The sequence below is a fragment of the Mycolicibacterium agri genome, assembly GCF_002553505.1.
GTDB classification, from domain to species: domain Bacteria; phylum Actinomycetota; class Actinomycetes; order Mycobacteriales; family Mycobacteriaceae; genus Mycobacterium; species Mycobacterium agri.
Genome location: NZ_PDCP01000111.1, coordinates 1 through 15,695, shown reverse-complemented (window position 1 = coordinate 15,695; position 15,695 = coordinate 1). Strand labels below are relative to the sequence as shown.

Annotated in this window: 13 protein-coding genes and 1 pseudogene; 13 read left to right on the top strand and 1 reads right to left on the bottom strand. The window is 66.9% G+C overall.

Annotation, left to right across the window (positions count from 1 at the left end):
* Nucleotides 1-144: 144 nt before the first annotated feature.
* The 13 genes and pseudogenes from CQY20_RS30630 (at nt 145) to ppc (ending at nt 15,205) form a co-directional block, all read left to right on the top strand.
* A complete protein-coding gene (locus CQY20_RS30630) occupies nt 145-2,787 on the top strand; it encodes an ATP-binding protein (RefSeq protein WP_234816486.1) in 2,643 nt (880 codons plus the stop codon).
* 4 nt (nt 2,788-2,791) lie between these two features.
* Nucleotides 2,792-3,505 (top strand): ABC transporter substrate-binding protein, encoded by a 714-nt coding sequence (locus CQY20_RS30625; protein WP_097944612.1) that lies wholly within the window; start codon nt 2,792-2,794, stop codon nt 3,503-3,505.
* Between the two features lie 72 nt (nt 3,506-3,577).
* The gene (gene gap / locus CQY20_RS30620) at nt 3,578-4,600 is read left to right on the top strand and encodes a type I glyceraldehyde-3-phosphate dehydrogenase (protein WP_097944610.1); all 1,023 of its coding nucleotides are present in this window, start codon (nt 3,578-3,580) and stop codon (nt 4,598-4,600) included.
* Between the two features lie 6 nt (nt 4,601-4,606).
* Entirely contained in the window at nt 4,607-5,833 is a 1,227-nt protein-coding gene (locus CQY20_RS30615) for a phosphoglycerate kinase (RefSeq protein WP_097944608.1), read from the top strand.
* 10 nt (nt 5,834-5,843) lie between these two features.
* A complete protein-coding gene (gene tpiA / locus CQY20_RS30610) occupies nt 5,844-6,629 on the top strand; it encodes a triose-phosphate isomerase (protein ID WP_097944606.1) in 786 nt (261 codons plus the stop codon).
* A gap of 30 nt (nt 6,630-6,659) precedes the next feature.
* Entirely contained in the window at nt 6,660-6,893 is a 234-nt protein-coding gene (gene secG, locus CQY20_RS30605) for a preprotein translocase subunit SecG (protein WP_097944604.1), read from the top strand.
* Between the two features lie 94 nt (nt 6,894-6,987).
* Nucleotides 6,988-7,556 (top strand): annotated as a pseudogene (locus CQY20_RS30600) (SDR family oxidoreductase); the annotation flags it as partial.
* Nucleotides 7,557-7,659: 103 nt separating this feature from the next.
* Complete coding sequence (locus tag CQY20_RS30595) at nt 7,660-8,187, top strand: hypothetical protein (protein ID WP_234816485.1); 528 nt, start codon at nt 7,660-7,662, stop codon at nt 8,185-8,187.
* A gap of 172 nt (nt 8,188-8,359) precedes the next feature.
* A complete protein-coding gene (locus tag CQY20_RS30590) occupies nt 8,360-8,965 on the top strand; it encodes an Rv1733c family protein (protein WP_097944602.1) in 606 nt (201 codons plus the stop codon).
* Between the two features lie 75 nt (nt 8,966-9,040).
* A complete protein-coding gene (locus CQY20_RS30585) occupies nt 9,041-10,450 on the top strand; it encodes an alpha/beta family hydrolase (protein WP_097944600.1) in 1,410 nt (469 codons plus the stop codon).
* 16 nt (nt 10,451-10,466) lie between these two features.
* Entirely contained in the window at nt 10,467-10,889 is a 423-nt protein-coding gene (locus CQY20_RS30580) for an archease (RefSeq protein ID WP_207767340.1), read from the top strand.
* 15 nt (nt 10,890-10,904) lie between these two features.
* Nucleotides 10,905-12,326, top strand: a complete 1,422-nt coding sequence (locus CQY20_RS30575) for an RtcB family protein (RefSeq protein WP_097944596.1) — start codon at nt 10,905-10,907, stop codon at nt 12,324-12,326.
* An 83-nt stretch (nt 12,327-12,409) separates the two neighbouring features.
* Nucleotides 12,410-15,205 carry a phosphoenolpyruvate carboxylase gene (ppc, locus tag CQY20_RS30570; RefSeq protein ID WP_097944594.1) on the top strand — a complete coding sequence of 932 codons (2,796 nt, stop codon included), beginning with the start codon at nt 12,410-12,412 and terminating at the stop codon, nt 15,203-15,205.
* Between the two features lie 12 nt (nt 15,206-15,217).
* Here the strand turns inward: ppc and CQY20_RS30565 are convergent, their stop codons facing one another.
* Nucleotides 15,218-15,592, bottom strand: a complete 375-nt coding sequence (locus CQY20_RS30565) for an ATPase (protein WP_097944614.1) — start codon at nt 15,590-15,592, stop codon at nt 15,218-15,220.
* Nucleotides 15,593-15,695 lie beyond the last annotated feature (103 nt).

Sequence of the window (15,695 nt, the reverse complement as noted above, 5' to 3'; positions counted from 1 at the left end):
AGAACTGACGCATAATCCAGGGATAAGCCTTCAGATACACAACAACCTCCAACAAGGTGGCTGTTGCAATCACCCCCTGAAATCGCCTGGGACTTTGCGGGCATTAGCGTCTGCTCGCGGGGAGGAGTGTGGGATCCTTCGGGCGTGTCGGCTCCATCGGGAGTTGTGACGTTCCTGTTCACCGACATCGAGGGGTCCACCCGTCGATGGGAATCCGACGCGGACGGAATGCGTTTGGCGCTCGCCGACCATGACGACGTGTTGCGCGCGGCGATCCAGGCGCACCAAGGTTTCCTGTTCAAGCACACCGGCGATGGCGTCGTCGCGGCGTTCGCGTCACCGAAGGCGGCCGTCGATACGGCTGTGGAGGCCCAGCGGAAGCTGCAACTACCGGTACGAATGGGCATCGCCACCGGCGAGGCCGCGCTGCAGGACGGCGACTACTTCGGCACCGTGCTCAATCGGGCGGCCCGCGTGATGGCGGCGGGGCATGGCGGCCAGATCCTGTTGGCCGACTCGACGGCGGCCTTGCTGAGCGGCGTCGACCTACTCGACCTGGGCCCACGGCGACTGCGCGGCGTGCCGACACCGGTCGGCTTGTTCCAGTTGCGGGCGCCCGGCCTTCGCGAGCAATTCCCGCCGCTGCGTGCCCTCGACACCAGCCGCGGCAATCTGCGTTCTGCGACAACGAGTTTCATCGGCCGCGACACCGAAGTCGGCGGCATCGTCACAGCGGTACGCGCACACCGGCTCGTCACCCTGACCGGGGTGGGAGGCGTTGGCAAGACGCGGCTGGCGCTCGAGGTCGCCACGGCGCTCAGCGACGAATTCCCGGACGGCGTCTGGCTTTTCGAGCTCGCGACGGTGACGGATCCAGCCGCCGTCACCGATGCGGTGGCCAGCGTGCTGGGTATCACGCAGCAGCCCGACAAGACCCTCGCCGAGTCGGTGGCGACCGCCCTCGACGGTCGTCACCGACTGCTGCTGTTCGACAACTGCGAGCACGTCCTCGACGCCGTCGCCGACCTGATAGAGGCGATCCTGAAACGGTCGGCGACCGTGCGCGTGCTGGCCACCAGCCGCGAAGGGCTCGGTATCGCCGACGAACAGGTGTGGCGCGTGCGTTCGCTGGACACCGGCACCGCGATCGAGCTATTCGTAGAGCGCGCATGCAATGTCACACAAGGCTTTTCGATTGACGAACCATATGCGGTCACCGAGATCTGCCGTCGACTCGACGGCATTCCGTTGGCCATCGAGTTGGCGGCGTCGCGGATGGCGTCGATGACCGCGTCCGAGGTACGCGACCGCCTCGACCAGCGGTTTCGGCTACTGGTGGGATCACGGCGAGGCCTGGAGCGCCACCAGACGTTGCGGCACGCGGTGCAGTGGTCCTACGACCTGCTCACCGGACCGGAGAAACGGCTGCTGGAGACCTGCTCGGTGTTCGCAGGGGGATTCGACATCGAAAGTGCTTGTGCCGTAGCACGATCCGACGACGAGTTCGCCACCCTGGACCTGCTGGACGCTTTGGTGCGCAAGTCGTTGGTGCTCGCCGAGCGCTCCAAGGGACGCACGCGATACTCCATGCTGGAAACGATCCGGCAGTTCGCCGAGGAGAAACTCGCGGCCCGTGGCGACGCGGATACTGCGCGTACCGCGCACTCCGTCTTCTTCGCACAGCGGGCCACTCAGGCTTACCAAGCGTGGGCCGGACCCCGGCAGAACGATGCATACGACTGGTATGCGGCCGAAATGGCCAACCTGCGCACCGCATTTCGATGGGCCGCCGACCACGGTGACCTCGACGTCGCCACCGCCATCGCGGCGCAGGCCGGCTGGTTCGGCACCATCGTCGAGAACTTCGAACCGGTGGCATGGGCCGAGGAACTCGTCGGACCGACCAACACGGCCGGTCATCCGCGGTACGTCTCGATGTGCGCGATCGCGTCGCTGTGCTACATGCTCGGCCGCAGCAGCGATGCCGTCGCATACAGCGAGGCGGCTCAGCGCGCAATCGCCGAGGGTTCAACACCTTTCAGCCCTGAACAGCTGTGGTTGGGCGCTGTCTACTCGGCCGTCGAAAAGCCGGAGCGCTATATCGAGTTCTATCGCGGCCAGCTGGCGCGCACCCATGACGGCCTGCAGCTGGCCAAGGGGTGTCTGGTGATCGCACTACTGAATTCGGGCAGGTTCGAGGAGGGATACGCCGCCTCCGCCGGGCTGGTGGAGGCGGCCGAGGCGACCCGCAACCCGTACGCGATCTCCTTCGCACTGCTCGTCAGGGGCTTGGCGCAGAGCCGGTTCGATCCCACCGGAGCGGCGAGCACGCTGCGGCGCGGCCTCGACATCGCCCGCGCCAGCGGGAATCGGGCGAACGTCTCGTATCTGGCGATATCACTGACGATGACGTTGAACCGGGCCGACGGCGACATCAACGATCCTGCGGCGGCACTGGACAACGTCGCGCTGGCGCTCGGCAACTACTTCGAATCGGGCAACATCACGCAGATGCGAGCCGCGCTCGGCATCCTGATGAAGTTTCTCGACCGGCGTGGGTATCACGAGCCGGCTGCCGTCATGGGCGGCTTCGCATCGGTGAGCCCGACGGCGGCCCTGTCGCTTCCCGAGTTCAGCGAAGCGCTCGACCATCTTCGCGAGGTGCTGGGCGAGCAGAGGTTCGCGGCGCTCGCGCGCCGGGGAGCCGACATGACCATGGCGGGTGCGGTCGAATACGCCCACGACCAGATGGACCGCGTCCGACAAGATCTCGACCAACTACCGTGAGGACATGAAGACGCTGAGAGTCGGCGCCGCCTACCCCGACCCACCGTTCAACGGCATGCCCGACGATGGCGGGCTCGACATCGACCTGATGACCGCTATCGCCGCCAAGCTCGACGCCGACGTCGAGTTCGTCGCCTACGAAGGCGCCGACTTCAACGGCATATTCGACGCGCTCAACGCAGGCGAGTTCGACTGCGTGGCGGCGGGCACGACGGTCACGCCCGAGCGGGAGAGGAAGGCCGCGTTCGTTCCGCCCTACCTCATCTCCGGCCAGTCGCTTGCCGTCGACACCCGCCGACTGCCCAATGTGTTGTCGGTCGACGACCTCGCCGGCCTGACCATCGGCGTGCAGGAGGGCAACACCAGCAAGCCGATCGCCGAGAAGCTCGTCGCCGAAGGCAAGGCCGGGCGGGTCCGTGTCTACGACTACGGCAGCATCGGCAGCGCGCTGACAGATCTGACCACCGGTGAGTGCGACGCGTTCATGAAACTCGCCCCCGTGCTGACCGAACTGGTCAAACCCATCACCGGCGTCGAGGTGGTGCAAAGAGGAATCACCACCGAGAACATCGCGATCGCGGTCAGACTCGATGACCAGGAACTTCTCGCGCGGCTCACCGTCGCGCAGGCGGAGTTGGAGGACGACGGCACGCTGCAACGAATACGTCGGAAATGGCTGGGCAACCCCTACACCGATCAAAGTCTGGCGGTGCTCTGAGGTGGCTTCGCGTGACGACACTCACACCACTACGCTGGCCGGTGGGCATCAAGGCGAGAAAGGGAGAGACCAGTGACCATCCGGGTAGGCGTTAACGGCTTCGGCCGAATCGGACGCAACTTCTTCCGGGCGCTCGAAGCGCAGAAGACCGAGGGCAAGAGCACCGACATCGAGGTCGTGGCGGTCAACGATTTGACCGACAACGCCAGCCTCGCGCATCTGCTCCGGTTCGACTCGATCCTGGGCCGGTACCCGGAGGAGATCAGCCTTGAGGGCGAGGACACCATCGTCGTCGGCAACAAGAAGATCAAGGCCCTTGAGGTAAAAGAGGGCCCGTCGGCCCTCCCGTGGGGTGACCTCGGAGTGGATGTCGTCGTCGAGTCCACCGGCATCTTCACCGACGCCGCCAAGGCCAGGGGCCACCTGGAGGCCGGCGCCAAGAAGGTGATCATCTCCGCGCCCGCCAAGGGTGAGGACCTCACCGTGGTGCTCGGCGTCAACGACGACAAGTACGACGGCAGCCAGAACATCATCTCCAACGCGTCGTGCACCACGAACTGCCTCGGCCCGCTCGCCAAGGTGCTCAACGACGAGTTCGGCATCGTGCGCGGCCTGATGACGACCGTGCACGCCTATACCCAGGACCAGAATCTGCAGGACGGCCCGCACAAGGACCTGCGCCGGGCCCGCGCGGCCGCGCTGAACATCGTGCCCACCTCGACGGGCGCGGCCAAGGCGATCGGCCTGGTGCTGCCCGAATTGCAGGGCAAGCTGGACGGTTTCGCGCTGCGCGTGCCGATCCCCACCGGCTCGGTGACCGACCTGACCGCCGAGATCTCGAAGAAGGCCACCGTCGAGGAGATCAACGCCGCGTTCAAGGCCGCCGCCGACGGACCGCTGAAGGGCATCCTGAAGTACTACGACGCGCCGATCGTCTCCAGCGACATCGTCACCGACCCGCACAGCTCGTTGTTCGACGCGGGCCTGACCAAGGTGATCGACACCCAGGCCAAGGTGGTGTCCTGGTACGACAACGAGTGGGGCTACTCGAACCGCCTCGTGGATCTCGTCGCGCTGGTCGGCAAGTCGCTCTAACCGGATATGGCCGTCAAGACACTCGACGACCTGTTGTCCGACGGCGTCGAGGGCAGGGGCGTCTTGGTGCGCTCCGACCTCAATGTCCCGCTCGACGACGACGGAACCATCACCGACCCCGGTCGGATCATCGCCTCGGTGCCGACGCTGCAGGCGCTGGCCGAGGCGGGCGCCAAGGTCGTGGTGACCGCGCACCTCGGTCGGCCCAAAGGCGGCCCCGACCCGAAGTTCTCACTCAAACCGGTGGCCGCTGCGCTCGGTGAGCGGTTGGGCCGACACGTCCAGCTGGCCGGCGACGTGGTGGGCACCGACGCGCTCGCCCGCGCCGAAGGGCTCACCGACGGCGACATCCTGTTGCTGGAGAACATCCGCTTCGACCCGCGGGAGACCAGCAAGGACGACGCCGAGCGGCTGGCGCTGGCCCGTGAACTGGCCGAGCTCGTCGCGGCGCCGGACGGGTCGCCGGGCGCGTTCGTCTCAGACGGCTTCGGGGTGGTGCACCGCAAGCAGGCGTCGGTGTACGACATCGCCACGCTGCTGCCGCACTACGCGGGCAAGCTGGTGGCCGCCGAGGTCAAGGTGCTCGAACAGCTGACCAGCTCGACCGACCGGCCGTATGCGGTGGTGCTCGGCGGCTCGAAGGTTTCCGACAAGCTCGCGGTCATCGAGAACCTGGCGACCAAGGCCGACAGCCTCGTCATCGGCGGCGGAATGTGCTTCACTTTCCTTGCCTCGCAAGGGATTTCGGTCGGCACGTCGCTGCTCGAGGAAGGCATGGTCGACACCTGCCGCAAGCTGCTGGAGACCTACGGCGACGTGATCCACCTTCCCGTCGACATCGTCGTGGCCGACAAGTTCGCCGCGGATGCGACGCCGCAACAGGTGGCCGCCGACAAGATCCCCGACGACAAGATGGGCCTCGACATCGGGCCCGAATCGGTCAAACGGTTCACCAGCCTGCTGTCCAACGCCAAGACCATCTTCTGGAACGGCCCGATGGGCGTGTTCGAGTTCCCGGCGTTCGCCGAAGGCACCAAGGGCGTTGCCGAGGCCATCATCGCCGCCACCGGAAAGGGCGCGTTCAGCGTCGTCGGCGGCGGCGACTCGGCGGCCGCGGTGCGCCAGCTCGGCCTGCCCGAGGACGGCTTCTCTCACATTTCCACCGGCGGCGGCGCTTCGCTGGAATACCTTGAGGGCAAGACGCTGCCTGGGATCGAAGTCCTGGACACCTGAAAGGGTTGATATGAGCCGCAAGCCGCTGATCGCCGGCAACTGGAAGATGAATCTCAACCATTTCGAAGCGATCGCACTGGTGCAGAAGATCGCTTTCGCGCTGCCCGACAAGTACTTCGACAAGGTCGATGTCGCGGTGCTGCCGCCGTTCACCGACCTGCGCAGCGTGCAGACCCTGGTCGACGGCGACAAGCTGCGGTTGACCTACGGCGCCCAGGACCTCTCGCAGCACGACTCCGGCGCCTACACCGGCGACATCAGCGGCGCGTTCCTGGCCAAGCTCGGCTGCACCTACGTCATCGTCGGCCATTCCGAGCGTCGCACCTACCACGCCGAGGACGACGCTCTGGTGGCCGCGAAGGCCGCCGCGGCGTTCCGGCATCAGCTCACTCCGATCATCTGCATCGGCGAGCAGCTGGAGGTCCGTGAGGCCGGCAACCACGTCGAGCACTGCGTCGACATGCTGAATGGATCGCTGGCCGGGCTGTCGGCCGAGCAGATCGGCCAGGCGGTCATCGCCTACGAGCCGGTGTGGGCCATCGGCACCGGCCGGGTCGCCGGGGCCGCCGACGCGCAGGAGGTCTGCAAGGCTATCCGGGACCAACTCGGCAAGCTGGCCACACCGCAATTGGCCGCCGGGATCCGTATCCTTTACGGCGGCTCGGTGAACGCCAAGAACGTGGGCGAGATCGTCGCCCAGGAGGACGTCGACGGCGCGCTGGTCGGGGGCGCGTCGCTCGACGGCGAGCAGTTCGCCACGCTGTCCGCCATCGCCGCTGGTGGGCCGCTTCCGTAGCCGACCCGCGCAACATGTAGTCTGGCGGCCATGGAATTGGCCCTGCAGATCGCGCTGGTTGTCACCAGTGTCTTGGTGATCCTGCTCGTGCTGCTGCACCGCGCAAAGGGTGGCGGCCTGTCCACCCTGTTCGGCGGCGGTGTCCAGTCCAGCCTGTCGGGCTCGACGGTGGTCGAGAAGAACCTCGACCGGTTGACGCTGTTCGTCACCGGCATCTGGATCGTCTGCATCATCGGCATCGCGCTGCAGATCAAGTACGCCTGACCTGCCCGTCCGGCCATCCTCGCGAAACGGAATCCACAAAGCAAAACTGCGAGTGAGGTGCTGCGAGGATTCCGCCTCGGCGGGCTTTCTACGGGTTCTCAGTCAAGGGGATTTGACGGTGCCGTCCAACATCACGCGTCTCTTCGACGCCGCCGTCGACGCGTTCGGCGGGGTTGACATCGCGATCAACACGGCCGGCCGGGTATTGCGCAAGCCGTCCTGGAAACCACTGAGGCCGAATACGATTCGATGTTCGACATCAACGCCAAAACGGCCTATTTCTTCATCCAGGAAGCCAGGAAACGGCTCAACGACGGCGGTTCGGTGGTCACCATCGTCACCTCGCTGCTCGCCGCGTTCACCGACGGGTACTCCACCTACGCAGGCGCGAAGAGCCCGGTCGAGCACTTCACCCGTGCGGCCGCCAAGGAGTTTGCGCCACGCCAGATCTCGGTCAACAACGTGGCGCCGGGTCCGATGGATACGCCGTTCTTCTACGGGCAGGAAACCCCCGAGCGCGTGGAGTTCCACAAGTCGCAGGCGATGGGCAACCGGCTCACCTTCATCGAGGACATCGCCCCACTGGTGATGTTCCTGACCGACGAGGGGCACTGGATCACCGGGCAGACGATCTTCGCCAACGGCGGCTACACCACCAGGTGACTTAACGCGCGATTGCCATTTGTCATTCCGGCAAACGGCCTGAGCGTTTTGTGCTTCAGTGATGTATCACCCTCAGCCCGGGGGCCGATCGTCGGGAGGCCATGTGAACGCTCCGCGAGGCCAGCAGCCCTATCAGCAGTATCAGCAACATAAGGCGTACCAGCTGCACAGCGCCTATCCGCAGCAGTTTCCGCAGGCGCAGCAGCCGTACGCGGCCGCGCACGGACAGGTCAGCGAAGGCATCGTCGTTAACACGCGGTTCTTTCCGCTGACCTGGCTGTTGTTCTTCGTCAAACCGAGGATTACCGTCGACGGCCACGAAATGCCGGTGTCAGGCTGGGGCCGCACCATGCTGCCCGCCCGGCCCGGCCGCCACCATGTCCACGTCTATGTTCCGTATTTCCTGCCGCCGCGGCTCGGACCCGCCGATGCGACCGCCGACGTGTATCCCGGCCGGTTCGTCGAACTCGACTACAAGGCGCCGGTGTGGGCCTTCAGCGCGGGGTCGCTCGGGGTCGGCCCGCAGAAGTACAACGGCGTCGGCATCACCCTTGCGCTGGTGGCGATTCCGTTCGTGCTGCTGTTCTGCCTGGTTTTGCTGGGGATCTTGATGACGGTGTTTTCGCTGTAGTCGATAAGTCCGGGACCGGCGACCTCCGGTGAGTCTGAGGTCGGTCGCTCGGGCTACCGGCGCCGACCGGGCTGGTGATGACTGCCGCCCCCATCCGCTGGGGCCCAAAGGCCCTAAAAGTCACGACACTTCGCGGCGATGATCGCCACGTCTGGTCACGGAAGGGGACGTGATGGATACGTTGACACTGCGCTGGCCGTGTTGGCCGACACCGCGGGCATTCACCCGTAACCCGTTGGTGCGCACCGTTGATCGGGTCGAGGCTGTCGTTGTGCTGATGGCCGTCGCGGTAGCGTTGATGGCCATCCCGGTTGTCGCCGCGATCGGCACCGCCGTCCATGATGCCCGCAGCCACGTCTACGCCGAGCAGGCCCAGACTCGGCGCCAAGTAGACGCGACGGTGACCGGTGTCCCACCCACCGAGGACGAACTCGTCTCCGTCGCCGTCGGCGACCATCCAATGCCGCGCAGGACGGTCATGGTGGCTGCCCAATGGGTCGTTGACGGAAAGGAGCATCACGGCTTGGCCAGCGCGGTGCCCACCGTCAAACCCGGGGACCGCGTGAGTGTCTGGGTCGACAAGGAAGGCCATCGGGTCTCTGAGCCCGCGCCGGTTTCGCGTGCGGGCATGGATGCGACCCTGGCCGCACTGGGGATCTGGTCCAGCGTCGCCGCTGCTGCCGCCGCCGTTGCGGCCCTCACGCGAGCCGCGTTGAACCGGTTCCGTGCCGCTGAGTGGCAACGCGACATCGACAACCTGCTGTGCCCGCGAGGATGACCGGCGGCCTCGGCCCCGCACGGCTGTGGCCAAAGGACCCTGCGGCACAGGGACATTCCGCGAGAAACTGAGACTATGACGCGATTCAACAGTGGTGGCGGTACGGAGCATCGAAAGGCCCGATGGCTGGATTCGTTGCGCAGTGATTTTCGTCCGTTCGCCGACCGCGCCGATGCGGGGCGCCAGCTGGCGGAGCGGTTGAGATCGCTGCGCGGCCAAGACGTTGTCGTGCTGGGACTGCCGCGCGGCGGGGTTCCGGTGGCCTTCGAGGTTGCCAAAGCGCTACAAGCGCCGCTGGATGTCCTGCTGGTGCGAAAGCTTGGGGTGCCGTTTCAGCCTGAGCTCGCGTTCGGGGCGATCGGCGAAGACGACGTACGGGTGCTCAACGACGTCGTGGTGAGCCGGGCGCATCTCGGCGCCGACGAGATGGCCGCGATCGAAGCCAAGCAGCGGGCCGAGTTACACCGTCGCGCGGAGCGCTTCCGCGGCGGGCACGGCCCGATCCCGGTGAGGGGGCGCACCGCGGTGATCGTCGACGACGGTGTCGCGACCGGCGCGACGGCCAAGGCCGCCTGCCTGGTGGTGCGTGCGCGCGGTGCACGCCGGGTAGTGCTGGCGGTGCCGGTAGGCCCCGATGACATCGACGCCAGATTCGCCGGCTACGCCGACGACATAGTGTGCGTGCAGACGCCCGCGTTCTTCTCCGCCGTGGGTCAGGCTTACCGCAACTTCACCCAGACCTCCGACGACGAGGTGATCGCACTGCTGGATCGGGCCCGCAACGAGTTCGCCGACGCAGCAGCCGTCGACGCGGCCCCCGACCCGCCGCTGCGCGACGACGAAATCCGGGTGCCCACCGGGTCGGTGACAGTGGTCGGGCATCTGACGATCCCCGAGAACCCAACGGGCATTGTGGTGTTCGCGCACGGCAGCGGCAGTAGCCGTCACAGTCCCCGCAATCGGTACGTGGCCGAGGTGTTGAACCGCTCTGGGCTGGCCACTCTCCTGTTCGACCTGCTCACTCCGGCCGAAGAGCGCAACCGGGCCAACGTCTTCGACATCGAGTTGTTGGCCCGTCGGCTCGTCGACGTCACCGGCTGGTTGACGCGCCAGCCCGATACCGCGTCGCTTCCGGTCGGGTATTTCGGCGCCAGCACCGGAGCGGGTGCCGCGCTGATGGCGGCGACTGATCCCGAGGTGACGGTGGCCGCGGTGGTGTCCCGCGGCGGACGGCCCGACCTGGCGGGGGAGGCGCTGACGAAGGTGCAGGTGCCCACGCTGCTGATCGTCGGCGGCAATGACGACATCGTCCTCGAACTGAATCGTCAGGCAGCATCGGTGATACCGGCTGCGTGCGAGGTCAAGGTGGTACCGCGGGCCACCCACCTCTTCGAGGAGCCGGGCACCCTCGAGCAGGTGGCGGTGCTGGCCCGCGACTGGTTCCTCAACCACCTGAGCCGGCGGGCGGCGACCACCACTTCGTAGCGCGGGGGCGAACGCCGTGGCGGGCAGCACATCGGGACATCGCAGCGTGCCGCACACCGCGGACCTGCGGATCGAAGCGTGGGCGCCCACCCGCGACGACTGCATCAAACAAGCGGTGCTCGGCGCCGTTGAAAGCTTCCTGGACATCTCGGATGCCGGCCCCACTCACACCCGCGTGTCCCGGCTCACCGCGGCGAGTGACGACGACCTGCTGGTCGCGGTGCTCGATGAGGCCATCTACCTGTTGGACACCGAAGGTGAAGTGCCTGTCGACCTGACACTGCGCGACACTGGTGACAGCGTGGAGGTGGCCTTCGAGATGGTCGACGCGGGCGCGCTACCCCAGGTGGGGGCGGTGCCGAAGGCGGTGGCGCTCAACGATCTCCGTCTGTCACACGATGGAAAGCAGTGGCGATGTCTGGTGACGCTTGATGTGTGAGGGGAGGCGGAGCGAATGAAGATCATTGAAGAAACCCCGTACCGGTATCGCATCGAGCAAGAGGGCGCCATGAGGGTGCCCGGGATCGTGTACGCGACGAAATCGTTGCTGCCCGACGAACGCAACGACATGGCGCTGACTCAGGTAGCGAACGTGGCCACACTGCCAGGAATCGTGCGGGCGTCGTTTGCGATGCCCGACATTCACTGGGGCTATGGATTTCCGATCGGCGGTGTTGCCGCCACCGACGTCGATGACGGCGGGGTCGTTTCCCCCGGCGGGGTCGGGTTCGATATCTCTTGCGGGGTACGGCTTCTGGTCGCCCGTGACCTGGCGCGCGAGCGATTGGAGCCATCGCTTCGCGCGGTGATGGATCACCTGGACCACGCGATACCGCGCGGGGTGGGCACCAAGGGCGTGTGGCGGGTGCGGGACCGCGCAACATTGGAGGGCGTGCTCTCCGGTGGCGCCCAATATGCGGTGCAACAAGGTCACGGCGTGCCGGAGGATCTGCAGCGCTGCGAGGACGGCGGCGTGCTCGCCGGAGCCGACGTGGCCGCAGTCAGCGGTCGGGCCATCGAACGGGGTCTGGATCAGGTCGGCAGCCTCGGCTCGGGCAATCACTTCCTCGAGATTCAAGCCGTGGACCGGGTTTACGACGCGGCGGTGGCCACCGGGATGGGTCTGACCGAGGGCGCGGTATGCGTGATGATCCACACGGGCTCGCGGGGGCTGGGCCATCAGATCTGCACCGACCATGTCCGGCAGATGGAAGCGGCGATGGCCCGCTACGGCATCACGGTGCCCGATCGGCAGCTGGCATGTGCGCCCGTCGAGTCCCCGGAAGGCCAGGCGTATCTGGGCGCGATGGCCGCGGCAGCCAACTATGGGCGCGCGAACCGGCAGCTGCTCACCGAGGCCGCCCGTCGGGTGTTCGAAGCGCACACCGCAACCACACTGGATGTGCTGTATGACGTTTCGCACAACCTGGCCAAGATCGAGCAGCATCCCGTCGACGGAGAGACCCGAACCCTGTGTGTGCATCGCAAGGGCGCGACTCGCTCGCTGCCGCCTCACCACCCTGATCTGCCGGCTGACCTGGCCGAGGTGGGACAGCCGGTGCTGATACCCGGAACCATGGGCACCGCCTCCTACGTGCTCGTCGGTGTCGGCGACAATCCGGCGTTCTTTTCCACCGCGCACGGCGCAGGCCGGCTGCAGAGCCGCCACGCGGCCGCCCGCGGCACCAATGCCGACGTCGTGCGCAGAGATCTCGAGCACCGCGGCATCCTCGTGCGCGGCAGTTCACGGCGCGGGATCGCCGAGGAAAAACCGGAGGCCTACAAGGACATCGATGAGGTGATCGAGGCCAGCGATCGCGCCGGGCTGGCACGCAAAGTCGTCCGGCTGATCCCGCTGGGGGTGGTGAAAGGGTAGGGAGCCGCCGGCCCGACCTGCCCGTGGGGAGATCGCGGCGGTCCCGGTCTGCGGGCCGTCACCTGCTCGCCGATAATCGGGTGATGGCCGACGGACCCGACACATCGCTGGCTCCGATCGGCGCGGTGCGCCGCACCCAGGTGGGCCGCGAGGCCACCGAGCCGATGCGCGAAGACATCCGGCTGCTCGGCGCGATCCTCGGTGACACTGTGCGCGAGCAGAACGGCGCCGAGGTGTTCGATCTCGTCGAGCGGGCCCGGGTGGAGTCGTTCCGGGTGCGCCGCTCCGAGATCGACCGGGCCGAACTCGCCGAGATGTTCGACGGTATCGAGGCGCGCAGGGCCATTCCGGTCATCCGCGCGTTCACCCACTTCGCCCTGCTGGCCAACGTCGCCGAAGACATCCACCGGGAGCGCCGACGCGCGATCCATGTCGCGGCGGGGGAGCCGCCGCAGGACAGCAGCCTGGCCGCCACCTACCTCAAGCTCGACAAGGCCGATCTGAATTCCGCGACCGTGGCCCGCACCCTGACAGGCGCGCTGGTCTCGCCGGTGATCACCGCACACCCCACCGAAACGCGGCGCCGCACCGTGTTCGACACCCAGCACCGCATCACGGAGTTGATGCGGCTGCGGCTACACGGGCACGCGCACACCGCCGACGGCCGCGACATCGAGACCGAACTGCGCCGCCATATCCTCACACTGTGGCAGACGGCGTTGATCCGGTTGTCGCGGTTGAAGATTCAAGACGAGATCGAGACCGGTCTGCGCTATTACCCGGCGGCGTTCCTCGAGGTGATCCCGAAAGTCAACGCCGACGTGCGGACCGCCCTGCAGGCACGTTGGCCGGACGCCGAGCTGTTGACCGAGCCGATTCTGCGGCCCGGGTCGTGGATTGGCGGCGACAGAGACGGAAACCCGAACGTCACCGCCGACGTCGTCCGGCTGGCCACCTCCAGCGCCGCCTACACCGCGCTCGCGCATTACTTCGGCGAGATCGCCGGGCTGGAGGAAGAGCTGTCGATGTCGGCACGGTTGGTGAAGGTCAGCGGCGAGCTGGCGGCGCTGGCTGATGCATGTCACGAACCCGTGCGGGCCGACGAACCGTACCGCCGCGCGCTGCGCGTGATCCACGGCAGGCTTACCGCGACGGCACGCGAGATCCTCGACCGGCAACCCGAGCACGAGCTGGATTTGGGACTGCAGCGCTACGAGACGCCTGCGGACCTGCTGGCCGACCTCGACGTCGTCGACGCGTCGTTGCGGGCCAACGGGAGTGCGGTGCTGGCCGACGACCGGCTCGCGCGCCTGCGGGAAGCCGTGCGTACGTTCGGCTTTCACCTGTGCGGGCTGGACATGCGGCAGAACTCCGAGGTGCACGAGGAGGTCGTCGCCGAGCTGTTGGCCTGGGCGGGTGTGCATCCCGACTACCGCTCTCTGCCCGAGCCTGACCGCGTGGAGCTTCTGGCATCCGAACTGTCCACCCGCCGCCCCCTGATCGGCGATGGCGCCGAACTCAGTGAGCTCGCGCGCAAGGAACTCGACATCTGCGCGGCCGCCGCCCGCGCGGTCAACGTGTTCGGCCCGCTTGCGGTGCCGCACTACATTATCTCGATGTGCCAGTCGGTGTCCGACATGCTCGAGGCGGCGGTGCTGTTGAAGGAGGTCGGGCTGCTCGACGCCGCCCGACCCGAGCCGTATCACCCGGTGGCCGTCGTGCCGCTCTTCGAGACCATCGACGATCTGCAGCGCGGCGCGTCGATTCTTGAAGCGGCGCTGGCGGTTCCGCTGTACCGGACGCTGGTGGCGGCGCGAGGCGACAGCCAGGAGGTCATGCTCGGCTACTCCGACTCCAACAAGGACGGCGGCTACCTCGCCGCGAACTGGGCGCTCTACCGCGCCGAACTCGACCTCGTCAAGTCGGCCCGCAGGACCGGAATCCGGTTGCGGCTCTTCCACGGTCGCGGGGGCACCGTCGGCCGCGGCGGCGGCCCCAGCTACGACGCGATCCTGGCGCAACCGCCGGGCGCGGTGAACGGCTCGCTGCGGCTGACCGAGCAGGGTGAGGTGATCGCCGCCAAATACGCCGAACCGCGCATCGCGCACCGAAACCTGGAGACACTGCTGGCGGCGACGCTGGAGGCCTCCCTGCTGGATGTCGAAGGCCTCGGCGACGACGCGGGGCACGCATATGAGGTGATGGACGACCTGGCCGCACGGGCGCACCGCGCCTACGCCGAATTGGTCCATGACACACCGGGTTTCGTCGACTACTTCACGGCGTCCACCCCGGTCGGCGAGATCGGGGCGCTGAACATCGGCAGCAGGCCGACGTCGCGCAAGCCGACAACGTCGATCGCGGATCTACGGGCCATCCCGTGGGTGTTGGCGTGGAGCCAATCGCGGGTGATGTTGCCCGGCTGGTACGGCACCGGCACGGCGTTCGAGGAGTGGACGACCGAGCGCGACGGCAGGCTGGCTGTGCTGCAGGACCTGTACCGCCGCTGGCCGTTCTTTTCCACCGTGCTGTCCAACATGGCTCAGGTGATGGCGAAGTCGGACATGGGGCTGGCCGCACGCTACGCTGAGCTCGTCGACGACGAGGCGTTGCGGCGGCGGGTGTTCGACAAGATCGTCGCCGAACACGAGCGCACCATCCGCATGCACCGGCTGATCACCGGACACGACGACCTGCTGGCCGACAACCCCGCGCTGGCCCGCTCGGTGTTCAACCGGTTCCCGTACCTCGAGCCGCTGAACCACCTTCAGGTGGAGCTGTTGCGGCGATATCGCCGCGGCGAGGACGACGAACTCGTTCAGCGCGGCATCCTGCTGACCATGAGCGGGCTCGCCACCGCGCTGCGCAACAGCGGATAGCCGACCGCTGCTCTAGAGACGGGTGGTTTTCCGCACCGCGTTGATGGCGCCGCGCACCGCGGACTCCGTCGCAGCCAGCGGGGCGACCGCGGCCTCGCCGATGCCGACGAGCCGTTCGACGCGGTCGACGATGCCCTCGAGGCGATCCACCACGGCGTTGAGCCGCGGCGCCAACTCGTTGATACGGCTGATCGTGTCGTTGAATCGCTCGAGGGTCGCGTCGAGGTTGCCGGTCGATTTGTTGAGGTCTTCCAGCGTCTCGCCGAGGCCGGCGAGGATGGCGTCCACCTGCTCCACCGTGACGTCGGCGTTCAGTGCCGCCTGCGCGAGCTTCTGGATCCGCTCCCGGCCGCTGCGGGCCCCTGGCCTGCCACCCTTGTCTGCCATGACGGCCATTTGACCACATCGGGAACGGCGATTTCTGGGGGTGATTGCAACAGCCACCTTGTTGGAGGTTGTTGTGTATCTGAAGGCTTATCCCTGGATTATG

What these genes read in the sequence shown, in the direction of transcription:
- CQY20_RS30625 (WP_097944612.1), top strand. Translation starts at nt 2,792, where the DNA reads ATGAAGACGCTGAGAGTCGGCGCCGCCTACCCCGACCCACCGTTCAAC.
- CQY20_RS30615 (WP_097944608.1), top strand. Translation starts at nt 4,607, where the DNA reads ATGGCCGTCAAGACACTCGACGACCTGTTGTCCGACGGCGTCGAGGGC.
- tpiA (WP_097944606.1), top strand. Translation starts at nt 5,844, where the DNA reads ATGAGCCGCAAGCCGCTGATCGCCGGCAACTGGAAGATGAATCTCAAC.
- secG (WP_097944604.1), top strand. Translation starts at nt 6,660, where the DNA reads ATGGAATTGGCCCTGCAGATCGCGCTGGTTGTCACCAGTGTCTTGGTG.
- CQY20_RS30590 (WP_097944602.1), top strand. Translation starts at nt 8,360, where the DNA reads ATGGATACGTTGACACTGCGCTGGCCGTGTTGGCCGACACCGCGGGCA.
- CQY20_RS30585 (WP_097944600.1), top strand. Translation starts at nt 9,041, where the DNA reads ATGACGCGATTCAACAGTGGTGGCGGTACGGAGCATCGAAAGGCCCGA.
- CQY20_RS30575 (WP_097944596.1), top strand. Translation starts at nt 10,905, where the DNA reads ATGAAGATCATTGAAGAAACCCCGTACCGGTATCGCATCGAGCAAGAG.
- ppc (WP_097944594.1), top strand. Translation starts at nt 12,410, where the DNA reads ATGGCCGACGGACCCGACACATCGCTGGCTCCGATCGGCGCGGTGCGC.
- CQY20_RS30565 (WP_097944614.1), bottom strand. Translation starts at nt 15,592, where the DNA reads ATGGCAGACAAGGGTGGCAGGCCAGGGGCCCGCAGCGGCCGGGAGCGG.